The following is a 22,672-nucleotide window of genomic DNA, read 5'->3' on the forward strand; positions in this document are numbered from 1 at the left end:
CGACGTCTACGCGGCCGAGCGGGTCACGCGGTCGCGGCGGGCGCCGACTCCGCGGCACACGAGGTAGATCACGAACGAGATCGTCGTGATGTAGGGGCTCACCGGCAGCTCGCCCATGACCGCGAGCAGGATGCCGCCCACCGCCGACACGAACCCGAACGCCGCCGCCAAGAGCGGCACGGCCACGGGTCCAGCCGAGACGCGCATCGCGGCCGCGGCGGGAGTGACGACGAGTGCGAGCACGAGCAGCGCCCCGATGATGTGCACGGCGACGGCGACCACGAGCCCGAGCAGCAGCATGAACGCGAGGGAGATCGCGCGCACGGGCACGCCGCGCGCAGCCGCCGCCTGCGGATCGAGCGAGTCGAAACGCAGCGGCCGCCACATGAGCAGCAGCCCGATCAGGACGATCACGCTGATGACGATCAGCCAGCCCAGCTGCGCATTCTGCACCGTCACGATCTGCCCGGTCAGCAGGCTGAATCGGTTGGCGCTGCGTCCCTGATAGAGCGAGAGGAACAGGATGCCGAGGCCCAGTCCGAACGGCATGAGCACACCGATGATCGAGTTGCGCTCGCGCGCCCGGGCGCCGAGCAGGCCGATGACCGCCGCGGCGATGAGCGATCCGACGATCGATCCCGTGACGGCATCCACCCCCACCAGCAGGGCCGCGGCGGCACCGGCGAACGAGAGTTCGCTGATGCCGTGCACGGCGAACGCCATGTCGCGCTGCATGACGAACACGCCGATGAGGCCGCCGACCAGGCCCAGCACGGCGCCGGCCCAGACGGAGTTCTGCACGAGCGCGAGGATCTCGCCGTAGTCGGAGGCGCCGCCGAACATGGCGTTGACGATGTCGGACCAGTTCATGCGTGCTCGTCCTCGTGGTGGTGATGCGCCGCCTCGGCGTCGGGCGCGCCGACGACGACGAGGCGTCCGCCGGCGTGCCGCACGAAGACGTCGGCGCCGTACAGGTCGCTGAGCACATCGGCGCGCAGCACGTCGCGCGGCCGCCCCAGCGAGAAGCGCCCGCGCGCGAGGTAGAGGATGCGATCGACCTTGTCGAGCACGGGGTTGATGTCGTGCGTCACGAGCAGGACGCCTGCGGCGTGCGTGCGGCGGTGCCGGTCGATCATGCGGACGACGGCTTCCTGATTGGCCAGATCGAGGCTCGTGAGCGGCTCGTCGGCCAGCAGCAGCTTCGGATCGTCGGCAAGCGCCTGGGCGACGCGCAGGCGCTGCTGCTCTCCGCCCGACAGCAGACCGACCGGTCGGTCGGCGAACTCCGACCCCTCGGCATCGGCCAGCAGGGCATCCACCCGGGCACGCTCGCCGCGTCGCGGGATCGGCAGCCCGAACCGGTGTCCGTCGACGCCGAGTTGCACGAGGTCGCGCGCCCGCATCGAGGTGTCGCGCGGCAGCGGGCGCTGCTGCGGGATGTACCCCACGCGCCTGTTGCCGGCACGGCGCACGGGCTCGCCCAGAACCGTGATGCGGCCGGCGCTGAGCCGATCCAGCCCGAGGATCGCCCGCAGCATGGTCGTCTTGCCCGACCCCGACGGGCCGAGGACGGCGATCAGCTCGCCGGGCTCGACGACGAGGTCGAGGTCGTCCCAGAGCGTGCGGTCGCCGCGGCGCAGGGCAGCCCCTTCGATGACGAGGGGCGCGACGGTCTGCTCGGATTCCACCAGTCCACCTTAGTGATAACGATTCTCAGCGCGTGCGCGCAGGGCCGGAGCGGCGGGCCGCGTCACTCCCCCAGCGCGTCGCCCAGCCGCGCGATGTTGTCGGCCATCCAGGTGAGGTATGTCTTGCCCTCGGGCAGCAGCTCGGAGAACTCGATCACCGGGATGCCGGCACCCTTCGCCTCCTGCTCGACGCGCTGCGTCTCGGCGCCGCCGGCCTGCGCGTTGACGATCACGACGGCGACCTGCTTCGACGAGATGATCTTCAGTGCCTCGAGGAGCGTCGCGGGAGCGACATCCTGCCCCTCCTCCACAGCCTCGCTGAACGCCGCCGGCGTCTTGTTGTCGAGCCCGGCGGCGTCGGTCAGGTACAGCGGCAGAGGCTCGGTGACGAACACGCCGGTTCCCTCATGGGCCGACTTCAGCGTCGCGAGCTCATCGGTGAGGGGCTGGATGCCGTCGGTGAAGGCCTTCGCGTTGGCGGTATAGGCGTCGGCACCCGCGGGATCGAGGCCGGCGAGCGCCGCCGCGATCTTCTCGGCGAGCGCGGCCATCACGGCGGGGTCGTAGAAGACGTGCTCGTTGAACCCCTCGAGATGGTCGTGGTCGTGATCCGCGTCGTCGGCGTGCGTGTCGAGGTCGCCGTCGGCCGGGTACTCGGGCGACAGCGTCGCCGCCGTGATGACCTTCGCATCGGTGCCGGACGCGTCGACGAGCCCGTCCATGAACGGGTCGAAGCCGCCGCCGTTCTCGATGACGAGCCCGGCCTTCTTCACGCGCAGCTGGTCTCGGGCGCTCGCCTCGAACTCGTGCGGATCCTGCGCCGCACTGTCGATGATCGACGTGACGTCGACGCGGTCGCCGCCGACCGCCTCGGCGATCGAGCCGTAGACGTTGGTCGAGGCGACGACCTGCACGGCACCGCCGGCCGTGTTCCCGTCGGCCGCGCCGGAGCACCCGGCGAGCGTGGTGGCGGTGGCGGCGAGAACGGCTGCGGCGAGGAGGCGTGTCTTGATCACGCATCCACCCTAACCCGTAATGAGAATCATTCTCAACTCGGGCGATCGCGACGCTCGCGCCCGGCCGCGAATCGCGGCATCCACCCCCGCCAAACGGTGAGAGTGCACCTGGTGGACGAAGAGTGGGGAAGCACCCACGCTCTCGTCCACCTGCTGCACTCTCACTGGGTCGAGGGCACCGAGCCAGCCCCCGCTCCCCCGTCCGCGAGAGAACACCTGCCGGACGAGGGCACGGGTATTACCCGCATCCTCGGCGAGCAGATGTTCTCTCGCCGGGTCGGAGCGGGGCGGGGCGCGGCGGCTGCGGCATCCGCCCCATCCAGCGGTGAGGGCCGCAACGCGTTGAGAACTCCGCAAGACTCGAGCTTTCGGTGCGCTTCGCACGCCGAAAGCACCCTTCTCGGCACATTCTTGCGGAGTTCCGAACAGCCGACGCCCCGACCGCCCGACACGCGCGCCGGACGCCCGACGCCTCAATCGAGCAGCAGGGCCGGCTCCTCGAGGATCGACGCGACGTCGGCCACGAACCGGCTCATGCCGTCGCCGTCGACCACCCGGTGGTCGAACGATCCCGCCACCGTGGTCACGAAGCGCGGCCGCACCTCGCCGTCGACCACCCAGGGCTTCTGCCGGATCGTGCCCATGGCGATGATCCCGGCCTCGCCGGGGTTGATGATGGGCGTTCCGGCATCCATGCCGAACACGCCGATGTTCGTGATCGTGATCGTGCCGCCGCGCTGGTCGGCGGGAGTCGTCTTGCCGTCGCGCGCGTCGCGGGTGAGCTTCTCGAGCGCCTTGGCGAGCTCGTGCATCGACATGTTCTGCGCGTCCTTGATGTTGGGCACGAGAAGTCCGCGCGGGGTCGCCGCGGCGATGCCGAGGTTGACGTAGTGCCGCACGCTGATCTCGGCGCCGACCTCACCGTCGACCCACGCCGCGTTCACCATCGGCGTGCGCCGCGCCGCCCACATGACCGCGCGGGCCATGATCAGCAGCGGCGAGACCTTGGTGTCGGCGAAGTCGGGCGACGCCTTCAGCCGCTTGACGAGCTCCATCGTGCGCGTCGCGTCGACGTCGGTCCACACCGAGACGTGCGGGGCGCTGTACGCCGAGCCGACCATCGCGTTCGCGGTGGCCTTGCGCACGCCCTTGACCGGGATCGTCTCGACCCGGTGCTCGTCGTCGACCGCGAGCCGCGAGGGCGCGGTCGCCTGGACGGGGGCGACGGCGGATGCCGCAACCTCGGGCGAGACCGGGATGCGCTCCTCGCGCACCTCGGGCCACTCGGGCGTCGCGATGTTGCGGAACACGCTCGCCTGCGACGCGTGCCGCAGCACGTCGTCGCGGGTGACCTCGCCCGCGGCACCGGTGGGCGTCACGGCCGACAGCTCGACGCCGAGATCGCGGGCCAGCTTGCGGATCGGGGGCTTGGCGGCGACGCCCGCCGACGCCCGCACCGGCGCCTGCGCGGGCTTGCGGCGGCGCGAGGTGACCGGGCCGCCCGTGCCATAGCCGACGAGCACCGACCCCTCGGGCTCGGGGTCCGGTTCGGGTTCGCCGTGCTCGCTCCGCCCGACGGTGACGTCGGGGGCGGATGCCACACCCGTCGCGATCGTGATGATCGGGGTTCCGACCTCGACGGTCTTGCCCTCGGGCACCAGGATCTCGCCGACCGTGCCGCTGAACGGCGACGGCAGCTCGACGAGCGACTTGGCGGTCTCGATCTCGACGAGCACGTCGCCGTCGGCGACGTCGTCGCCCGGCGCAACGTGCCAACTGACGATCTCGGCCTCGGTGAGGCCCTCGCCCACATCGGGCAGCAGGAAGGTCTGGGGGCTCATGTCGCGGTCCTTTGTCAGTAGGCGAGGACGCGGTCGACGGCCTCGAGGATGCGGTCGGGGTCGGGCAGGAACACGCCCTCGAGCTTGGCGGGCGGGAACGGCACATCGAAGCCCGACACGCGCAGCACCGGTGCCTCCAGTGCGTAGAAGGCCTCCTGCATCACGGTGGCGGCGACCTCACCGCCCAGCGAGACGAAGCCCGGGGCCTCTTGCGCGTAGACCATGCGCCCGGTGCGCCGGATCGAGTCCAGCAGCGGGCCGTAGTCGATCGGCGACAGCGACCGCAGGTCGATGACCTCGCACGAGATGCCCTCGCCCTCGGCGAGCGCCGCGGCCTGCAGCAGGGTCGTCACCATCGCGCCGTGCCCGACGAGGGTCACGTCGGTGCCGCGGCGCACGATGCGCGACGCGTGCAGCGGCAGCGCGTGTGCCGCGGTGTCGACATCGCCCTTGAGCCAGTACTTCGCCTTCGGCTCGAGGAAGATCACCGGGTCGTCGGAGGCGATGGCCTCCTGGATCATCCAGTACGCGTCGTTCGGCGTCGAGGGCGAGACGACCCGCAGCCCGGGCGTGTGGGCGAAGTAGGTCTCGGGGCTCTCCTGATGGTGCTCGACCGCGCCGATGTGCCCGCCGTAGGGGATGCGGATCACGACGGGCATCTTCAGCACGCCCTCGTGCCTGTTCGTGAGCTTGGCGAGCTGCGTGGTGATCTGGTCGAACGCCGGGAACACGAACCCGTCGAACTGGATCTCGACGACCGGGCGGAACCCGGCCATCGCCAGGCCGATCGCGGTGCCGACGATGCCCGATTCGGCCAGCGGGGTGTCAAGGACACGACGCTCGCCGAACTCCGCCTGCAGCCCCTCGGTGACGCGGAACACGCCGCCGAGGCGGCCGATGTCCTCGCCCATCAGCAGCACGCGGTCGCTCTCGGCCATCGCGCGGCGCAGGCCGGCGTTCAGGGCTTTCGCGAAGGGCAGGTTCTCGACGGCCGCGGCGACGCCCGGCCCTTCGTCGCGCTGCGCTCGCTCAGGGGTCTGGGTCGTGGGAGTGCTCATCGCGCGCCCTCCTCGAAGGATGCCTCGTACTCGGCCAGCCACGCCTGCTCGCGCTCGACGAGGGGGTGGGGTTCGGAGTACACGTGGTCGAACATCGTGCTGACGGGGATGGCTCCCAGCGCCCGGGTGCGCTCGCGCACATCCTCCGCGCCGGCGGCGGCCGCGGCATCCACCTCCGCGAAGAACGAGTCGGACGCCCCGCGCCCCCGCAGATACGCACGCATGCGGGCGATCGGGTCGCGCCGCGCCCACGAGGCCTCCTCGTCGGAGGTGCGGTACTTCGTCGGGTCGTCGCTCGTGGTGTGCGCGCCCATGCGGTAGGTGACCGCCTCGATCGCGCGCGGACCCTCGCCGGCGCGTGCCTCGTCGAGCGCGCGCCGGGTGACGGCGTAGCTGGCGAGCACGTCGTTGCCGTCGAGCTGGATAGACGGGATGCCGTAGCCGGCGCCGCGCTGGGCCAGCGGCACCCGCGCCTGGGTCGAGACCGGCACCGAGATCGCCCACTGGTTGTTCTGCAGGAAGAACACCTCGGGGGTCTGGTAGCTGGCCGCGAACACCATGGCCTCGTGCACGTCGCCCTGGCTGGAGGCGCCGTCGCCGTAGTAGACCATCACGGCCTCATCGCGATCGACGTCGCCGGTGCCGGATTTCCCATCGAAGGCCAGTCCCATGCCCAAGCCCGTCGCGTGCAGCGTGTGCGAGCCGAGCACGAGCGTGTAGATGTGCGTGTTGCCGTTCTTGGGGTCGTACGGGTCCCATCCGCCGTGCGTCATGCCGCGCATGAGCCGGATGATGTCGATCGGATCGACGCCGCGGATCGTGCACACGACGTGCTCGCGGTAGGAGGGGAAGAGGTGATCCTGCGGGCGGGCAGCGCGGGCCGAGCCGACCTGCGCGGCCTCCTGCCCGAAGCTCGGCGGCCAGAGGGCGAGCTGCCCCTGGCGCTGCAGGGTGGTCGCCTGCTGGTCGAACGCGCGCACCACGACCATGTCGCGGTAGAACTGCTCGAGGTCGGTGTCGGCGAGCTTCTCGACGAGGTCGAGGTAGGGCTCGGCGGCCGGGCTGGGGGCGTAGGTGCCGTCCGCGTCGAGGATCCGGACCAGGTCCGGCTCGTCGCACGCCACGGTGTCGTCGGTCGGCGTCACCGTTCTACGCTAACGCGCGGCCCGCATGCCCCTCTGGAAGAGCCTCGACAATGGATGCCGCAATCTGCAGTACCTTTTCGACAGATTCCTCTTCGCCGACCGAGATGCGGATTCCGTCGCCCGCGAACGGACGGACGATGCAGCCGCCGTCTTCGAACAGAGCCGCGGCATCCATCGTCTGCTCTCCCGTGGCGAGCCACACGAAGTTGCCCTGGGCGTCGGGCACCGCCCAGCCCTGCGCGCGCAGGGCGGCGGCGAGCCGGTCGCGGCGCTCGGCGATCGTGCGCACGCGCGCGAGCAGTTCGTCTTCGGCGGCGAGGCTCGTCAGCGCGGCCTCTTCGGACTGCGCCGTCACCGACAGCGGCACCGCCGTCGAGCGTGCAGCGTCGAGGATGCGCCGGTGCCCGATCGCGTAGCCCACGCGCAGCCCCGCCAGGCCGTATGCCTTCGAGAAGGTGCGCAGCACGACGACGTTCGGGTGGTTCGCGATGCCGAGCTTGCGCAGCCCGTCGACGGCGTCGGGATCGGTGACGAACTCCGCGTACGCCTCGTCGAGGATGACGAGCAGATCGGACGGGATCTCAGCCAGGAACGCCTCAAACTCGGCCTGCGTGACCGTCGGGCCGGTGGGATTGTTCGGGGTGCAGACGATGACCGCGCGGGTGCGCTCGGTGACCGCCGCGGCCATCGCGTCGAGGTCGTGGCGCCCGCCGGGCGCGAGCGGCACCTCGACCGGTGCGGCACCGGCGATGAGCACGAGCCCCGGATACGCCTCGAACGAGCGCCAGGCGTAGACGATCTCGTCGCCCGGGCCGGCGGCGGCGAGCGCGAGCTGCGAGAGGATCGACACGCTGCCGGCACCGATGTGCACCTCGTCGGGCGTCACGCCGTACCGCACGGCCAGCTGCTGTCGCAGGCGGGCAGCCGTGGCATCCGGGTATCGATTCACCCCGACGGTGCGGCGCAGCGTCTCGACCACCGCGGGCAGCGGCTCGTACGGGTTCTCGTTGCTGGACAGCTTGAAGGCCTCGGATCCGGCCTGCTTGCCCTGCTTGTACGGGGGCAGCGCCGCGATCTCGGGGCGGATGCGGACAGGAGCGTCTTCGGTCACCCCACGAGTCTACGTTCGCGCGCCCGGTTGCGAAGGGGCGGGATGCCGCGGCTGGGCGCCCGCGACAACGTCGGGTGCTCGTGCCAGACTGTGCGGATGCGATTCATCATCCGCGTGGTCGTCAACGCGTTCGCGATCTGGGTCGTCACCCTCATCCCGGCGCTCACCGTCTCGGTCCTGCCCATCCAGGTCGGCTGGAACGAACCCCTGCCGCAGATCCTCACGCTGCTGATCGTGGCCGCGATCTTCGCCATCGTGAACTCGATCATCGGCACGGTCATCAAGATCGTCGCGTTCCCGCTGTACATCCTCACGCTCGGGCTCATCTCCATCGTGATCAACGGCCTGCTGCTGTGGATCACCGCGTGGCTCACGCACTGGTGGAACTGGGGCCTGCGCGTCGAGGACTTCTGGTGGGGTGTGCTGGCGGCGATCGTGATCTCGCTGATCAACTGGTTCTTCGGGATCATCCTGCGGCCGCAGCGCAAGCGCTGAGATCCATTCATCGGAATAAAACGGTCCCGTCAGACGCTGTCCCGGGCATGAGGGACGTGTTCGACGGGCGGATGCTGCGGGTCGCCGTGATCGGCGCCGGCCAGGCGGGCCTGTCGGCGGCGTACCATCTCGCCGCCCGCGGGCTCGAGCCCTGGCGCGACCTCGTGGTGCTCGATGCCAATGACGGGCCCGGCGGCGCGTGGCGCCATCGCTGGGACTCGCTGACGTTCGATCGCGCACATGCGATCCATCCGCTGCCGGGCGCCCCGCTCGAGACGCCCGATCCCCAGGAGCCGGCCAACCGCGTCGTGCCCCGCTATTACGGCGACTATGAGCGGCGCTTCGCACTCCCGGTGGTGCGCCCGGTGACGGTGACGGCGGTGACGCACGATGACGGCGGGTTCACGGTGCACACCGACCGCGGACCGGTGGCCGCGGCATCCATCATCAGCGCGACCGGCACGTGGGACAGCCCGTACCTCCCGCACTACCCGGGCATCGAGCGATTCGCCGGTCGACAGCTGCACACGCACGACTACCGCGCGGCCGAGGAGTTCCGCGGGCAGCGCGTGCTCGTCGTCGGCGGCGGCACCTCGGCGGCGCAGGCCGTGCAAGAGCTGCACGCGCACGGTGCCGAGCCGGTGTGGTCGACGCGGCGCACGCCGCAGTGGACCCGCCGCGTGTTCGATGAGGACTGGGGGCTGAACGTCGAACGCTCGGTGTCCGCCCGCACGCGGCAGGGGCTGCCGCCGCTGTCGGTGTCGGCGGCGACCGGGCTGCCACTGACCGACGTCTACCTCCCCGACATCGCATCGGGACTTCTGGTCAGCCGCGGACCGATCGTGCGCTTCAGCGAGCACGGCGTCGTGCTCGACGGACCGGGCCCCGACGGCTTCGGGCGGCCCGACCAGGGCGAGGCGGAGGCGCTCGTGGGTGCGGCGCCGGCGCTGCCGGGCGTGCCGACGGCCGGCCCTTCGTCTCGCTCCGCGGTCCCTGAGCGAGGAGCGCAGCGACGAGACGAAGGGCGCTCAGGGCCCTCGCTGTGGGAGACCCCGATCGACGCGGTGCTGTGGGCTACCGGGTTCCGCGCGCATATCCCTCATCTGCGAGGGCTCGGCATCCGCGAGCGCAGCGGCGGCATCGTCATGGCCGACGACGGCGTGACCGTCGTGAAGCTGCCCGGTCTCTATCTGGCCGGGTACGGTTCGTCGGCGTCGACGCTGGGCGCTACCCGCGCCGGACGCAAGGCCGCCATGGCAGCGCTCCGCTTCGCGCGCGAGCGCGACGAGGCGGCGGCGTAGGCCAACCCTCCCCGCGGATTCGCCCTACCCGGGCAGGCGCCCGGCGAGCGTGCGCTTACGACGCGGTCCACACGACGCTCCTGGGGATAAGGACGCTCTTCGTCCCCGTCTCACGACGCACCCGGCGTCCTTATCCCCAGGAGGCACCCGCGACGTGCGCGCGACCAGCGCACGATCAGCCGCGATCGTCCGCGACGGATGACCGTCGCGTCGCCGCCGCCCCCTCCTCCCGCACCCGCGATGCCCGGCTACCCCTGCACGTGCGGCGGGCGGTTCTGCCGCGGATGCAGCCGCACCCCCGGCAGCGCGGGCGCGGGCAGCCGCGGCAGCCCATCGGGGTCGTGGCCGATGTACCCGACCACCTCGCCGAAACGCTCGCCCTCGTCCTGCCACTCCTGCCGGTAGCGGGCGATCTCGTCGGAGTCGCGGCCGACGAAGTTCCACCACATGATGATGTCCTCGCCGAACGGCGCGCCGCCGATGAGCACCGCGCGCACCGGCGCCGCTCCGTCGTTGCGCAGTCGCAGCCGGTCGGACCCGATGCCCGTGTACCCGATCGTGGCGCGCGGCACCGGCACACCATCGAGGCTGAGGGCTCCGGCATCCACCAGCACTCCGTGCTCGAAGAGCGGGTCGACCGGCAGCTCCAGCAGGGCGCCGGGATCGAGACGCAGTTCGGCGGCCACGAGCGGGGAGTGCACGTCGACAGGGGACGCCGTGCCCAGCAGCGAGCCCAGGAAGACCAGCGCCGTCCCGCCCTCGAACGCGACGGGTTCGGGCTCGTAGTGCTGGAAGCGGCGCGGCAGATCGTCGCGCACGGCGTCGGGCAGCGCGAGCCAGAGCTGCACGCCGTGCAGCACAGTCGTCTCGGCGGTCGAGACCTCAGAGTGGCAGATGCCGTGCCCGGCGGTCATCAGGTTCAGCTGACCGGGCAGCACGCGCCCGACGTTGCCGCCCGAGTCGATGTGGTCGATGGCGCCCTCGAACAGCCAGCTGACGGTCTGCAGCCCCGTGTGCGGGTGGGGCGCGACATCCATCCCTCCGGTGACCGAGACGTCGTCGGGGCCGTAGTGGTCGGCGAAGCACCAGGCGCCGATCATCGAGCGCTGCCGCTGCGGCAGGGTGCGGCGCACCGTCATGGCGCGCGGGCCGCCCAGCGGCACATCGCGTGCCTCGATGATCTCGACGGGGACGCCGTCGGCACACTCCGCACGCGGGCCCGGCAGCCCGCCGTCGGTGCACACGACCTCTTGCGGGTGGGCCTCGGTGTTGCTCATGCCCTCATCCTGGTTCGGGATGCCGCTGCCCGCCACCCCGTGCGGCAGGTGCTCACCGGGCGCGATCGATCTGCATGCCCACGCGCAGCACCTGCGGGATCTCGGCGACGGCATCGACCTGGGCGATGAGGGCCTCGACGTCGGCGCGAGAGGCCGGTGTGTCGATCTCCACGCGGTACTCGATGCCGGTGGAGGTCCACTCATCGGTGTCGAACCCGCCGTCGGCGGTCACGCGCACACCGTCGATCGTGATGCCCAGGCCGACGGCCTCGCGGTACACGTCGTTGAGCACGCATCCGGCGACGGCGAGGTGCAGCAGGTGCGCACCGGTGAAATCGGTGCGCACGCTGACGCCCTCGTCGCTCCAGCGATGCGGGAACACGACGACATCCGGCCTGTCATCACGGAACGATCCGGCCGCGGCGACGGCCTCGAACCCGCCCATGCGGCCATTGTCCCGCGGCGCGGACCGCGGCACCAGAGGGAGACTCCGGTGCCGCGGGGGCCTGGACGCCTACTCGGCGTCGAGGTCGGTCTCGAGCAGCGTGACGAGGCCGTCGAGCGCGGCATCCGCCCCGTCGGCGTCGGAGCGCAGCGTCACGACGGTGCCCTGCGCGGCGCCCAGCCCCATCAGCGACAGGATGCTGCCGGCGTTGAGGTCGGGGCCGCCCTCGACGGCGATCGTGACGGGGATGCCCGTCTCCTTCACGGCGTTCACGAACAGCTTGGCGGGGCGGGCGTGCAGCCCCGAGGCGCTGGCGATGGTGGCCTGGCGTTCTGCCATGGGTTCTTCTCCTTCTCGAGCTCGATCTCAGGCGGCGACCGCGACGGGCGCGGAAACCTCTTCCACGGCCGCGGGGCGGCCGACGAACTTCTTCAGCGCGACCAGCAGCAGCGCCGTCACGACGGTACCGGCGAGCAGCGCCACGATGAAGCCCCAGATCGGATCGATCGCGAAGAACACGAAGATACCGCCGTGCGGGGCGCGGGATGCCACGTCGAACGCCATGCAGAGCGCTCCGGTGACGGCTCCCCCGACGAGGTTGGCGGGGATCACGCGCAGCGGGTCAGCCGCAGCGAACGGGATTGCGCCCTCGGAGATGAACGACAGCCCGAGCAGCCAGGCGGCCGCACCGTTCTCGCGCTCGACGGTGGTGAACCCGCGACGGTAGAGCACGGTCGAGGCCAGGGCCATGCCCAGCGGGGGCACCATGCCGGCGCACATCACGGCGGCCATGATGTGGAAGGCGGCCGGCGTCTGCGCGGCGAGCCCGGCGACGGCGAACGCGTAGGCGGTCTTGTTGACCGGCCCGCCCAGGTCGAAGCACATCATGAGGCCGAGGATGATCCCGAGCCCGATCGCGCCGGCGCCGGTGAGCCCGTTGAGGAACGAGGTCATCTGCGTCATGAGCCACGCGATCGGCGCGCCCAGGATCAGCAGCATCAGGCCCGAGGCGATCGCCGAGGCCAGCAGCGGGATGATCACGACCGGCATGAGGCCCCGCAGCCAGCGCGGCACGGTCGGCTTGCCGATGAGGTAGGCCGCGTACCCGGCGATCAGGCCGCCGACGAGTCCCCCGATGAACCCGGCGTTCATGAACACCGCGACCGAACCGGCGACGAAGCCGGGGGCGATCCCGGGTCGGTCGGCGATCGCGAACGCGATGTAGCCGGCGAGCGCGGGCACCAGGAAGCCCATGCTGATGTTCCCGATCTCGAACGCGATGGCGCCCAGGTAGTAGATCAGTCCCTCGGGCGGAAGGTTCCAGAGCGCGTAGTTCTGCAGCGCGTACACGGCGTTGTTGACGCCCGAGTCGCCGTGCGCGAGCGCGATGCCGTACCCCGCCAACAGGAAGCCGATGGCCATCAGCAGGCCGCCGCCCGCGACGAACGGGATCATGTAGCTGACGCCGGTGAGCAGGATGCGCTTGATGCGCGCCCCGCCCGACTCGGTCGGCGCCTCGGCGGCGGCCGCGACGACCGCGCCGCTGACGCGTTCGGCGCGCGGGTCGGATGCCGCCTCCACCGCCTCGTGGATCAGCTCTTCGGGCCGCTCGATGCCGGCCTTCACCGATGCGCGCACGACGGGCTTGCCCGCGAACCGCTGCGGCTCGCGCACATCGACGTCGACCGCGAAGATCACGGCGTCGGCGGCGTCGATGACGTCGGCGGGCAGCGCCTTGTATCCGCTCGAGCCCTGCGGCTCGACGACGAGGTCCACACCGGTCTTCTTTCCGGCGGCGGTCAGCGCGTCCGCGGCCATGAAGGTGTGGGCGATGCCCGTGGCGCAGGCGGTCACGGCGACGATGCGAGGGCCGGATGCCGCGGCCGCGGCCTGCTCAGCGGGCACCGCGGCGGCGGCCGCGGCATCCCCCGCTTCCTCTTCCTCGCCGATTGCGACGCGCACGATGTGCACGACATCGTCGGGGGTCGCGGCGCCGCGCAGGCCGGAGGTGAACTCCTCCTGCATGAGGCTGCGCGCGAGTTTGGAGAGCACGGCGAGGTGCGCCTCGGCCGCGTCGGCGGGTGCCGCGATGAGGAACACGAGGTCGGCGGGACCGTCGTCGGCGCCGAAGTCGACGCCGGGCGTCAGCCGCGCGAACGCGAGCGACGGCTCGGTGACGGCGGGGCTCTTCGCGTGCGGGATCGCGATGCCGCCGGGCAGGCCCGTCTCGTCCTGCTGCTCGCGCTTCCATGCGTCGGCGAAGAGCGCCTCGGCGTCGGTGGCACGGCCCTGGTCGACGACGCGCTGCGCGAGCGACCGGATGACCGCCGCCTTGTCGGCGCCGAGCGGCGCGTCGAGGCTGACGAGCTCGGGGGTGATGGTGTGTGACATGGTGACCTCCGTCGGTCAGGGGTGAGGTTCTAGAGGTGCGCGACCGGGATGTCGGCGGTGGGAAGGTCGCCCGGGCGGGGCGCCATGGTTCCGGGGAGGGATGCCGCGGCAGCCCCGTGCCGGATGGACGAGACCAGGCACGCGCCGGGGTCGGCGCCCTGTGACTCGGCGAGCAGGTAGCCGGCCAGCGAGCTGTCGCCGGCGCCCACGGTGCTGCGCACCCGGGTGGGCGGCGGGACCGCGGCGTACGCGGCATCGGCCGTGACCAGCACCGCGCCGCGGCCCCCGAGGGTGACCAGCGCCGCCGCGACCTTCGACGGAGCGAGCGCCCGGCCGATGCGGGCGGCAGCCTCGGTGAGATCGCCGTCGAGCACCTGTCCGGTCAGTTCGGCAAGCTCGTCGTCGTTGGGCTTGATGAGGTCGGGATGCGCGTGCTCGACGACCGCGGCGAGGGCCGGGCCCGAGGCATCCACCGCCACCCGAGGGGCGGCATCGCCCCAGCGCGTGCGGACGGCCTCGATCACGCGCGCGTAGAAGTCGTCGGGCACCCCGGGCGGCAGAGAACCGGCGAGCACGACCCAGCGGGCGCCCTCGGCAGCGGCGACGACCGCCTCTTCGAGGGCGGTGAGCTCGTCGTCGGTCGGAGTCGCCCCCGGCAGGTTGAGCTTGGTGGTGACCCCGGCGGGGTCGGTGATGGTGACGTTGGCGCGGCAGTGTCCGCCGACGGGGACTGCCCGGGCGGGCACGGCCCCGGCGTGCAGCACCGCCGCGAACGGGTCGTCGGCGGCCAGCGGCAGCACGGCGAGGACATCGGCCCCGGCGGCGTCGAGCACCCGCGCGACGTTGATGCCCTTGCCGCCGGCGTCTTCGCGGGTGGATGCCGCGGCCTGCACGGCGCCCGGCTGCAGCGGCGCATCGAGCACGATCGTGCGGTCGAGCGACGGGTTCACGGTGACGGTGACGATCATGCGACCCACACCTCCACGTCGGCGGCGTCGAGCGCCGCGGCGAGATCGCCGGTGGGTGCGGTGTCGGTGACGAGCACGTCGATCTCGTCGAGGGCGGCGAACCGCACGAGCGACTCGGCCTCGAACTTGCCGGCGTCGGCGACGACGATCACGCGCCGCGCCGCGTGCACGATGGCCGCCTTGACGGCGGCCTCTTCGGGGTCGGGGGTGCTCAGACCGAACGACGATGAGACGCCGTTGGTGCCGATGAAGACGATGTCGGGGCGCAGCGCCTCGATCGTGCGCACCGTGCTCGCGCCGACCGCGGCAGCGGTGTCGCGACGCACACGCCCGCCGACCACGGTGAGGGTGACCTCGTCGACGACCGCGAGGGCGGGCGCCAGGGTCAGCGAGTGGGTGACGACGTCGGCCGTGCCGTGCACGGCGACGAGCCGGGCCGACAGCTGCTCGGCGACCGCGGCGGTCGTGCTGCCCGCATCGAGGAAGAGCGATCCGCGGAAGCCCTCATCGATCGCCTCGAGCGCCCGCGCCGCGATCGCCGATTTCTCCTGCGTGCGGCTCCGGATGCGCTCGGTGATCGTGGTCTCGACCGTGCTGCCGCGTTCGATGGGGACGGCCCCGCCGTGCACCCGACGCAACCGGCCCGCGCGTTCGAGGACGTCGAGGTCGCGGCGCACGGTCTCGGTGGTGACGTCGAATCGCGCCGCGAGATCGTGGACGCCCACGCGCCCTTCGGCGGTCAGCACCTGGCCGATCAGTTCATGACGCTCCGTCGCGTACATCTGCGCCTCCTCGCTTTTCCCACACAATACAACACAATCCAACAGAAACAAACACATTTCTCCGGCGACGTCAAATGACTTTCCCAGCGCCGATCCGTACCGTTGGGGGATGAAGAAGCGCACCGCCATCGCCCTGGTGACCGCCGGCGCGGTGGTCGTGGTGGGCGCGGTGGTCGCGTTCGCCGGGCCCGTCTTCTACCGCGACGTGATCGTGGGCGCACCCGACCCCACCCCGACGGTCACCGCCGGGACCTCTGCGGGCGCCACGGTCGATCCGGCCGATGTGCAGGGCGACTGGAAGGTCACCGACGACTCCTACGCCGGCTACCGCGTCGACGAGGTGCTCAACGGCACGGATGTGACCGTCGACGGGCGTACCGACGAGGTGACCGGCACCGTCACCGTCGACGACGCGACCGTCACCGCGGCGAGCTTCACCGTCCAGGTGGACGCGATCGCCACCGATCAGGGCAGTCGCGACTCCTACTTCCGCAACACGGCGATGCAGACGTTCCGATACCCCACCGCGACGTTCACGCTGACGCAGCCGATGGCCGCGGCATCCACCCCGCAGGTGGGAGTGAAGCAGACGGTGACGGCGACCGGCGAGCTCGAGCTGCACGGGCAGACGCAGACGGTGTCGGTGCCGATGCAGCTCGTCTTCGACGGCGAGAGCGCACAGGTGGCCGGCAGCATACCGATCACGTTCGCCGACTACGGCGTGGAAGCGCCGAACCTCGGGTTCGTGAAGGTCGAAGACCACGGGTTCGTCGAGTTCTCCCTGGTGCTGACGAAGGAGTGACGGGATGCCGCGGCCGCGGTCACGCGCCGGGGTCAGTGTGATGCTGTGGCGGATGCCGCGTCCGTGGCGAACAGCGGGAGCTTCTCGCCCGCGCGCACCGCGACGGCGAGACGGTTCGATGCGGGCGGGAACGGGCAGTTGTACTGATCGCTGAAGCCGCAGGGAGGCACGAACGCGCGGTTGAAGTCGATCGCCACCCCACCGGCCGTCGCGAAGCCGTCGGCGGCGCGCTCGACGAAGACGAAGCGCCCGGCACCATACGTCTCGCTGCCGTTGGTCGTGTCGGCGAACACGAGCAGCAGGGTCCCACCGTCGTCGAACGCGTGCAGCGCGTAGGGCTGCCCATCGATCTCGACGTCGATCCGCCCGGGGACGGCGAGATCACGAGTACGGCCGTTGTCGCGCAGATGCTCGAACGCCACGGTGTGGCCCTCGTCCAGGGGTGTGTACCGACCGGTGACCACCCACGCGGGGTCGTAGGAATACGCGACGATGCCGGTGAACGCCTCGATCGCCGGGGAGTGGGCATCCCACCGGCGCAGTCCCTCCTGCACGAGACCGCTGTCGAGGTCGGTGCGACGTAGCGTCGTGATCGTCACGCCGTCGTCGTCGGCGCGGAGGTCGTCCGCGGGAATCGTCGTACCAGCCGGGTACCACCGCGTCTCGACGAGCGCGAGATTTCCCTGCGGCGACGATACGAATGCCACGCGGTCACGCCGCCACTGCTCGTGCCGCTTCTCATCACTCGTCGTCGCCATCACCCCATCTTCCCCTTCGCCTGCGCGGCAGGGGCCGGGTGTTACCCCGTGCGACAGAGGGTGGGGCGGTCGCGCCGGCAGGCGGGGTGCGGCCGCCGTCTCGATCTCAGACCTCAGCCGACAAGCATGCGGCTCGTCTGGGCGACGACCACCGCGTCGACATCATCGAGGGGGAAGCCCTGCGCCCGCAGTGCCTGCACCGCCGGTCCGGCGTCGCCCACCGCACCATCCACACCCGCGTCGGGGTCGGGGATGGCGGGCGCCACCGTGTGAAGAGCCGCCTCAGGCGGCGTCGCGAGATGCCAGCGGGTCGCTCTCTGCAGGCATTCGCCCAGTGCGACGAGCGTCGCGTCGGCGCCTGGGATGCCGACCAGTTGAAGACCGACGGGCATCCCCTCTTCGGCCAGACCAGCCGGCAGCGAGATCGCCGGGAACCCGACGGCGTTCCACGCGGCCGTCACGTTGGTCTGGTCGGCCGGAGTCCCGCCGTTGGCGAAGTACGAGAGCGCGCCGGTGGGCCAGGTCGGCATCGCGACAGCATCGAACGCGGCGAATCGCTCGGTCAGGGCTGCGCGCAGCTCGGCCGCGCGCAGCAGTGCACCCTGGTAGACATCGGCCGACACCAACGCACCCATCACTGCGAGGCGCCGGAAGGAACGGCCATAGTCGTTCCACCGAGTGCGAAGGGTGCGCTCGTGCTCCAGGAAGACTTCGTGGATCATCACCGTCATCGTGAGCCGGACCAACTCATCAAACTCCGGCAGTTCGACCTCTTCGAGCGTGAACCCCTCGGATTCGAGCACGGAGAGGGCATCACCCACGCGCTCGGCGACCAGCGGTGCGACGCCCCGCTCAGGGTCCAGGAGAGATCGCACCACGCCGATGCGATGTGCGAGTGGCTGGGCCTGCGTCCCGAAGCCGGGCGAGAGCACCTCCATCATCAGACGCAGATCGCGGCTGCTGCGCGCCATAGGGCCGACGATATCGAGCGTGGGTGCGGCCGGCAGACAACCCCCGACGGACAGGAGTCCGTGTGTGGTCTTCAGCCCGGTGATCCCGCACATCGACGCCGGGATGCGCACCGAGCCGGCGGTGTCGGTCCCGAGGCCCGCGGGGAAGACCTGCGCGGCCACACCGATGCCGGTTCCCGAGCTCGATCCGCCGGGCCAGCGCTCGGGATCCCACGGATTGCGCGGCACCGGGAACGGTCGGACCGGATCGGGGCGGCCCATTGCGTGCTCAACCATTGTCGTGTGGCCCAGGACCGTCGCGCCCGCTTCTCGCAGCGCGCCGACCGTCACGGCGTCGCGACCGCGGAACAGCTCCGGGTCGTACACCAGGCTCTGGGCGGTCGCCACAGCCTCGCGACAGGCGAGGATCGCCTTCACGCCGACCGGCACACCCGCCAGTGGCCCGACAGCGTCGCCGGATGCCAGGGCACGGTCGGTCGCGGCAGCGGCGGCGAGCGCCGCCTCGTCGAACCGGTCGAGCATGATCCCGAGTGTCGGGTCAACCGCATCCGCTCGCGCCAGTGACGCGCGCACGACCTCGCTCGCGCTGGTCCGTCTCGACAGGATGAGGTCTCGGATGTCGGTGAGGTCGTGCACCGGTCCTGACACTGCGGCCGCGATCGATGGTTCGTTGCTCGGGGTCATCGCGCCGCGAGCCGCTCCCACGCGAGCGTGGCCAGCACGGCCGCCTGGTCGCCGAGGACCGCATCGTCGAAGAGCACCGTCGGCGAGTGGTTGAACGCCGCCGTGGCCGGATCGGTACCCGGGGGCGAGCACTGCAGCATGATGAACGCGCCCGGCACCTTCTCGAGCACAAACGAGAAGTCCTCCGAGCCCATTCCCGGCTCGGGGACCTCGATCATCCGCTCAGCGCCGAGGGCAGAGCGGACGGTGTCGATCGTCCAGGCTGCTTCGGCATCGTCGTTCACCGTCACCGGGTACTGCACATCGAAGTCGACCTCGGCAGTGCAGCCGTGCGCTGCAGCGATTCCCTCGGCAACGGTCCGGGTGCGTTCGATCATGAGGTCGAGCGACGCCCGCGAGAGCGTGCGGATCGTGGCCTGGAGCCACGCCTCGCTCGGGATGATGTTGACCGCAGGGCTCGCCCCCAGCCGCGTGACGCTGAGCACGACCGGGTCGAAGACGTTGACCGACCGCGTGGTCATGGCATGCAGCCCCGTCACGATCTCGGCAAGGGCCGGCACCGGATCGGTCGCCGACCAGGGCATCGAGCCGTGACCGCCCTTGCCATGCACCTTCACGGTCAGTGCGTTCGCCCCAGCGGCGATCGTGCCCGAGCGGGTTGCGAAGACGCCGAATTCGCCGGGACCGACGTGGATGCCATAGGCGGCCACCGGCCGCTCCCCGGCCGCATCGAGCACGCCTTCATCGATCATGACCGAGGCGCCGTTGCAGCCTTCCTCCCCCGGCTGGAACATGAAGATGACGGTGCCGGGGAGCTCGTCGCGATGCGCGGCGAGCAGACGGGCCGCACCGACCAAGCCGGCGGTGTGCAGATCGTGTCCACAGGCGTGCATGGCGCCGTTCGTCGAAGCGAATTCGAGTTCCGTCTGCTCCTCGATCGGCAGAGCGTCCATGTCGCCGCGCAACAGCACCGTCGGGCCGGGTCGGCCGCCGCGGAGCACGCCGACGATCGAGGTCGTCCTCTGTCCGAGCGTGAGCTCCAGACCCAGCCCATCGAGCGCCGCCAGAACCCTCTGCTGCGTCTCGGGCAGGTCGAGCCCCACCTCGGGGTTGCGATGCAGCGCGCGCCGCAGGTCCTGCAGATTTGGCAGCAGCGCTGCCGCCTCGGTTGCGAAGTCCATCGTCTCCCTCTCTGTGATCAGCCCAGCCGCGCGCTCACCGCGCCGCCGGGGAATCGCCCGTCGTCGTCCTTCACGACGCGCCCACCCTGGATCACCGCGTCGATCGTGTCCGGGTCGCCGAGCGCGTGGATGTCGCGCAGCGGGTCGGTCTTGGTGATCACGAGATCGGCGAGCTTGCCGGCTTCGATCGTGCCGAGGTGCTCGTCGAGTCGAAGCAGTCGCGCGGCGTTGATGGTGCCCGCTTGGATGGCCCCCATCGGTGACAGACCGAGATCGACCATGTGTCCGAGCTCGATGAGGTTCTGCCCGTGCGGACAGACGCCGGAATCTGTGCCGAGCGCGACCTTCACGCCCGCCTCGATCGCCTTCGCCACATGCTCGCGCGCGATCGCCGACCAGCGCACCTTCTTGGCGTAGAGGTAGTCGGGCACCACGGCCGGATCAGGAACGCGCAGCGCCGAGCTCAACGTGGGCACGAGGTACGTCCCGCGCTCAAGCATGAGGTCGATGCCCTCCTGATCGATCTCATAGCCGTGCTCGACACTGGCTACGCCGCCGCGGATCGCCTCTTTGATGCCTTCCGCGCCCTGTGCATGGGCGGCGACCGGCTGGCTCTGACGCCGCGCCGTCTCTTCCACGATGAGCCGCACGTGGCGCTCAGGAACTCCGAGGTCGTGCGGGGTGTCCGCCGGGCTCGACACTCCACCGGTCGTGCAGACCTTGATGACGTCGGCGCCCGAACGGACGAGCCTGCGCACCGTACGGCGCACGTCGTCATCCGTGTCGACGATCGAGTCGATCTCGGGCTCCCCACCACCCGGATAGACGGAGGTGCCATTGGGCAGGTGGAAGTCGGTGTGTCCACCCGTGGGAGACAACGCCATGATCGCCAGATGCAACCTCGGACCGAGGATCGTGCCGTTCGCGATCGCAGTCCGGAACCCGGCATCCAGCCCGGCGAGATCGCGGGCCGTCGTCACGCCTGCCATCAACGTCCTGCGCACGGTCGCGGCCGCGTTCAGCACCGTCTCACTGGGGAACTGCGCCGCCAGCCGCTGAGGGTTGTCCTCGATAGACATCCCCAGGTGCACGTGCGTGTCGAAGAATCCCGGCAGGATCGTCGCCCCCTCGACGTCGACGACGACAGCGTCCGGGTCGGCGGCCGGCGCGAGGTCGGCCGCCCCGGCCCACGCGATGCGATCGCCCTCGATCCGGATCTCGGCGTTCGGCACCGGTTCGGCGCCGCTGCCGTCGATGAGTCGTGCACCGATGATCCGGGTCGATCCGGTGCCGGCGGGTGTCAGCGGAAGCCGCGCGGTCATGCGACCACCTCCTTCGTTGCATCTTCTACGGGAGTGCGCTGCACCAGCAGCACGAGGAACGCCACCACGAAGAGCGCAACGCAGACGATCCACACCGTGACGTATCCGCCGACGCCGGCGACCGCGGCGCCGGGCGCGGTGAACGCGGTCAGGATGACGCCGAAGATCGCCCCCGCGACTGCACCGCCGAGCGTGCGGAGCGAGTTGTACACGCCCGTGGCGATGCCCGTCTGATCAGAAGGTGCAAGCTCGGCGATCAGGGCCGGCAGAGCACCGAGCAGCAGGCCGATGCCGAGTCCGTTGACGCAGAATGCCGTGACCACCAGCGGGAGGACCGCATAGCCGGCCGCCAGGACGATGTTCGCGATGATCGCGAACGAAACACCCATCAGGATGACCGTCTTGATCCCGAGCGGCTTCGCGAGATACGGGAAGGCGAACGCGCCGACAGCACCGAGCAACGCGGTTCCCGCGGTGAAGAGACTGATGACGCCCGGATTGAACCCGAACCCATAGCCGGCCGCATCGGGATCGGCCGCCAGGAAGGTCGTTATGAGGGACTGCGTGCCGAAGAGCACCATGCCGAACACGAACGAGGTCACGAAGATCGGCCACAGCGCGCGCGAGGCGATGAGGCGCAGGTCGATCGCCGGGACCTTGACGCGCAGCTCCCAGACGATGAACCCGATCAGGAGGACGAGTGAAACGATCAGGAGGAGGATCACGAGAGCGCTTCCGAATCCGGACGCCTGAGCCATGCGAAGGCCGAAGAGCAGCGCGAGCATGAACAGTGCGAGGAGGGTGAAGCCGACACCGTCGATCTTGGGGCTGGTCCGCGTCGTCGACTCCGGGATCAGGGTGAAGACGATGACCAGACACAGCGCGAGCACCACCGCCGGCACGAGCAGCACGACGGTCAGGCTCGAGATGGCGGTGCCGAGCACACCGCCGAGGATGCCACCGATGAGCGCGCCGATCGTCAGCGCCGAAATGAGGAAGCCGACGCCCTTGCGCGCGGTCTCACCCTTGATGCGGCTGTGGATCAGCGCGATCTCGAGCGGCAGCCAGACGGCGAGCGGCCCCTGGATGACGCGACCGACGAGAGTGAGGGTGAAGCCCGGCGAGAAGGCGATGAGCACGGCCCCCGCGAAGACGCACGCGATGGCGATGCGCAGCATGCGCCGGTGACCGAAGATGTCACCGAGCTTGGCGAGGATCGGAACGCTGACGCCGGCGGCGAGTGACTGCAGTGTCACGAACCAGGTGATGTCGGCGTCTGACACCTGGAGGTGCCCTGCGATGGCGGCGATCAGAGGCAAGTAGTACCCCTGGATGAATCCACTGGTGAGCTCGACGAAGACGAGGAAGCCCACCACGGTTCCTGCTTTGACCCTGATCGGGGCCGTGAGAGTCTCAGACATTCTGTTTCCTTCTGT

At 70.6% G+C, this 22,672-nt stretch carries 21 protein-coding genes; 3 read left to right on the top strand and 18 right to left on the bottom strand.

What is annotated here, in order from left to right; translation table 11 throughout:
• Positions 1 to 6 precede the first annotated feature (6 nt).
• The 7 genes from ABMQ42_RS00270 to ABMQ42_RS00300 form a co-directional block, all read right to left on the bottom strand.
• A complete protein-coding gene (locus ABMQ42_RS00270) occupies positions 7 to 870 on the bottom strand; it encodes a metal ABC transporter permease (RefSeq protein WP_349720568.1) in 864 nt (287 codons plus the stop codon).
• On the bottom strand, positions 867 to 1,688 hold the full coding sequence (locus ABMQ42_RS00275) for a metal ABC transporter ATP-binding protein (RefSeq protein WP_349720569.1): 822 nt from the start codon (positions 1,686 to 1,688) through the stop codon (positions 867 to 869). The genes ABMQ42_RS00270 and ABMQ42_RS00275 overlap by 4 nt, the downstream gene beginning before the upstream one ends.
• A 62-nt stretch (positions 1,689 to 1,750) precedes the next feature.
• Positions 1,751 to 2,704, bottom strand: coding sequence for a metal ABC transporter solute-binding protein, Zn/Mn family (locus ABMQ42_RS00280; RefSeq protein ID WP_349720570.1), 954 nt, complete (start codon positions 2,702 to 2,704; stop codon positions 1,751 to 1,753).
• Between the two features lie 473 nt (positions 2,705 to 3,177).
• The gene (locus tag ABMQ42_RS00285) at positions 3,178 to 4,545 is read right to left on the bottom strand and encodes a dihydrolipoamide acetyltransferase family protein (protein ID WP_349720571.1); all 1,368 of its coding nucleotides are present in this window, start codon (positions 4,543 to 4,545) and stop codon (positions 3,178 to 3,180) included.
• A gap of 14 nt (positions 4,546 to 4,559) precedes the next feature.
• Positions 4,560 to 5,603, bottom strand: coding sequence for an alpha-ketoacid dehydrogenase subunit beta (locus ABMQ42_RS00290; protein WP_349720572.1), 1,044 nt, complete (start codon positions 5,601 to 5,603; stop codon positions 4,560 to 4,562).
• Positions 5,600 to 6,748 (bottom strand): pyruvate dehydrogenase (acetyl-transferring) E1 component subunit alpha, encoded by a 1,149-nt coding sequence (gene pdhA, locus ABMQ42_RS00295; RefSeq protein ID WP_349720573.1) that lies wholly within the window; start codon positions 6,746 to 6,748, stop codon positions 5,600 to 5,602. Before pdhA ends, ABMQ42_RS00290 begins: the two co-directional genes overlap by 4 nt.
• Before the next feature lie 4 nt (positions 6,749 to 6,752).
• Positions 6,753 to 7,859: a histidinol-phosphate transaminase gene (locus ABMQ42_RS00300; protein WP_349720574.1), complete on the bottom strand. Its 1,107-nt coding sequence runs from the start codon at positions 7,857 to 7,859 to the stop codon at positions 6,753 to 6,755.
• 96 nt (positions 7,860 to 7,955) lie between these two features.
• Here ABMQ42_RS00300 and ABMQ42_RS00305 point away from each other — a divergent pair, with 96 nt between their 5' ends.
• Positions 7,956 to 8,354, top strand: a complete 399-nt coding sequence (locus ABMQ42_RS00305; protein ID WP_349720575.1) for a phage holin family protein — start codon at positions 7,956 to 7,958, stop codon at positions 8,352 to 8,354.
• A gap of 47 nt (positions 8,355 to 8,401) precedes the next feature.
• A complete protein-coding gene (locus tag ABMQ42_RS00310; protein WP_349720576.1) occupies positions 8,402 to 9,655 on the top strand; it encodes an FAD-dependent oxidoreductase in 1,254 nt (417 codons plus the stop codon).
• A gap of 248 nt (positions 9,656 to 9,903) precedes the next feature.
• Here the strand turns inward: ABMQ42_RS00310 and ABMQ42_RS00315 are convergent, their stop codons facing one another.
• From ABMQ42_RS00315 to ABMQ42_RS00340, 6 genes are all read right to left on the bottom strand, one after another.
• Positions 9,904 to 10,932, bottom strand: coding sequence for a pirin family protein (locus ABMQ42_RS00315; protein WP_349720577.1), 1,029 nt, complete (start codon positions 10,930 to 10,932; stop codon positions 9,904 to 9,906).
• Between the two features lie 52 nt (positions 10,933 to 10,984).
• Positions 10,985 to 11,377, bottom strand: a complete 393-nt coding sequence (locus ABMQ42_RS00320) for an OsmC family protein (RefSeq protein ID WP_349720578.1) — start codon at positions 11,375 to 11,377, stop codon at positions 10,985 to 10,987.
• A 69-nt stretch (positions 11,378 to 11,446) separates the two neighbouring features.
• Positions 11,447 to 11,716, bottom strand: coding sequence for an HPr family phosphocarrier protein (locus ABMQ42_RS00325; protein WP_349720579.1), 270 nt, complete (start codon positions 11,714 to 11,716; stop codon positions 11,447 to 11,449).
• Between the two features lie 27 nt (positions 11,717 to 11,743).
• Positions 11,744 to 13,768 carry a PTS fructose transporter subunit IIABC gene (locus ABMQ42_RS00330; RefSeq protein ID WP_349720580.1) on the bottom strand — a complete coding sequence of 675 codons (2,025 nt, stop codon included), beginning with the start codon at positions 13,766 to 13,768 and terminating at the stop codon, positions 11,744 to 11,746.
• Between the two features lie 29 nt (positions 13,769 to 13,797).
• Complete coding sequence (locus ABMQ42_RS00335; RefSeq protein WP_349720581.1) at positions 13,798 to 14,736, bottom strand: 1-phosphofructokinase family hexose kinase; 939 nt, start codon at positions 14,734 to 14,736, stop codon at positions 13,798 to 13,800.
• Positions 14,733 to 15,518, bottom strand: coding sequence for a DeoR/GlpR family DNA-binding transcription regulator (locus tag ABMQ42_RS00340; protein WP_349720582.1), 786 nt, complete (start codon positions 15,516 to 15,518; stop codon positions 14,733 to 14,735). Before ABMQ42_RS00340 ends, ABMQ42_RS00335 begins: the two co-directional genes overlap by 4 nt.
• Before the next feature lie 109 nt (positions 15,519 to 15,627).
• On the opposite strand from ABMQ42_RS00340, the gene ABMQ42_RS00345 reads away from it, so the two are divergent.
• Positions 15,628 to 16,320: a YceI family protein gene (locus ABMQ42_RS00345; RefSeq protein WP_349720583.1), complete on the top strand. Its 693-nt coding sequence runs from the start codon at positions 15,628 to 15,630 to the stop codon at positions 16,318 to 16,320.
• A gap of 32 nt (positions 16,321 to 16,352) precedes the next feature.
• Here ABMQ42_RS00345 and ABMQ42_RS00350 read toward each other — a convergent pair whose 3' ends face one another.
• The 5 genes from ABMQ42_RS00350 to ABMQ42_RS00370 form a co-directional block, all read right to left on the bottom strand.
• Positions 16,353 to 17,078 carry a DUF1684 domain-containing protein gene (locus tag ABMQ42_RS00350; RefSeq protein ID WP_349720584.1) on the bottom strand — a complete coding sequence of 242 codons (726 nt, stop codon included), beginning with the start codon at positions 17,076 to 17,078 and terminating at the stop codon, positions 16,353 to 16,355.
• A gap of 113 nt (positions 17,079 to 17,191) precedes the next feature.
• Positions 17,192 to 18,685: an amidase gene (locus tag ABMQ42_RS00355; protein WP_349720585.1), complete on the bottom strand. Its 1,494-nt coding sequence runs from the start codon at positions 18,683 to 18,685 to the stop codon at positions 17,192 to 17,194.
• Between the two features lie 44 nt (positions 18,686 to 18,729).
• Entirely contained in the window at positions 18,730 to 19,914 is a 1,185-nt protein-coding gene (locus ABMQ42_RS00360; RefSeq protein ID WP_349720586.1) for a M20 metallopeptidase family protein, read from the bottom strand.
• Between the two features lie 17 nt (positions 19,915 to 19,931).
• Positions 19,932 to 21,236 carry a metal-dependent hydrolase family protein gene (locus tag ABMQ42_RS00365; protein ID WP_349720587.1) on the bottom strand — a complete coding sequence of 435 codons (1,305 nt, stop codon included), beginning with the start codon at positions 21,234 to 21,236 and terminating at the stop codon, positions 19,932 to 19,934.
• Positions 21,233 to 22,657 (bottom strand): MFS transporter, encoded by a 1,425-nt coding sequence (locus ABMQ42_RS00370; RefSeq protein WP_349720588.1) that lies wholly within the window; start codon positions 22,655 to 22,657, stop codon positions 21,233 to 21,235. Before ABMQ42_RS00370 ends, ABMQ42_RS00365 begins: the two co-directional genes overlap by 4 nt.
• Between the last annotated feature and the right edge of the window lie 15 nt (positions 22,658 to 22,672).

It is taken from the genome of Microbacterium sp. KR10-403 (assembly GCF_040196215.1).
Taxonomy (GTDB): Bacteria; Actinomycetota; Actinomycetes; order Actinomycetales; family Microbacteriaceae; genus Microbacterium.

Bases quoted from the DNA above. Each gene is read 5' to 3' on its own strand.
- ABMQ42_RS00270 (WP_349720568.1), bottom strand. From the start codon at position 870: ATGAACTGGTCCGACATCGTCAACGCCATGTTCGGCGGCGCCTCCGAC.
- ABMQ42_RS00285 (WP_349720571.1), bottom strand. From the start codon at position 4,545: ATGAGCCCCCAGACCTTCCTGCTGCCCGATGTGGGCGAGGGCCTCACC.
- ABMQ42_RS00290 (WP_349720572.1), bottom strand. From the start codon at position 5,603: ATGAGCACTCCCACGACCCAGACCCCTGAGCGAGCGCAGCGCGACGAA.
- ABMQ42_RS00305 (WP_349720575.1), top strand. From the start codon at position 7,956: ATGCGATTCATCATCCGCGTGGTCGTCAACGCGTTCGCGATCTGGGTC.
- ABMQ42_RS00310 (WP_349720576.1), top strand. From the start codon at position 8,402: ATGAGGGACGTGTTCGACGGGCGGATGCTGCGGGTCGCCGTGATCGGC.
- ABMQ42_RS00315 (WP_349720577.1), bottom strand. From the start codon at position 10,932: ATGAGCAACACCGAGGCCCACCCGCAAGAGGTCGTGTGCACCGACGGC.
- ABMQ42_RS00320 (WP_349720578.1), bottom strand. From the start codon at position 11,377: ATGGGCGGGTTCGAGGCCGTCGCCGCGGCCGGATCGTTCCGTGATGAC.
- ABMQ42_RS00325 (WP_349720579.1), bottom strand. From the start codon at position 11,716: ATGGCAGAACGCCAGGCCACCATCGCCAGCGCCTCGGGGCTGCACGCC.
- ABMQ42_RS00330 (WP_349720580.1), bottom strand. From the start codon at position 13,768: ATGTCACACACCATCACCCCCGAGCTCGTCAGCCTCGACGCGCCGCTC.
- ABMQ42_RS00335 (WP_349720581.1), bottom strand. From the start codon at position 14,736: ATGATCGTCACCGTCACCGTGAACCCGTCGCTCGACCGCACGATCGTG.
- ABMQ42_RS00340 (WP_349720582.1), bottom strand. From the start codon at position 15,518: ATGTACGCGACGGAGCGTCATGAACTGATCGGCCAGGTGCTGACCGCC.
- ABMQ42_RS00345 (WP_349720583.1), top strand. From the start codon at position 15,628: ATGAAGAAGCGCACCGCCATCGCCCTGGTGACCGCCGGCGCGGTGGTC.
- ABMQ42_RS00350 (WP_349720584.1), bottom strand. From the start codon at position 17,078: ATGGCGACGACGAGTGATGAGAAGCGGCACGAGCAGTGGCGGCGTGAC.
- ABMQ42_RS00360 (WP_349720586.1), bottom strand. From the start codon at position 19,914: ATGGACTTCGCAACCGAGGCGGCAGCGCTGCTGCCAAATCTGCAGGAC.
- ABMQ42_RS00365 (WP_349720587.1), bottom strand. From the start codon at position 21,236: ATGACCGCGCGGCTTCCGCTGACACCCGCCGGCACCGGATCGACCCGG.
- ABMQ42_RS00370 (WP_349720588.1), bottom strand. From the start codon at position 22,657: ATGTCTGAGACTCTCACGGCCCCGATCAGGGTCAAAGCAGGAACCGTG.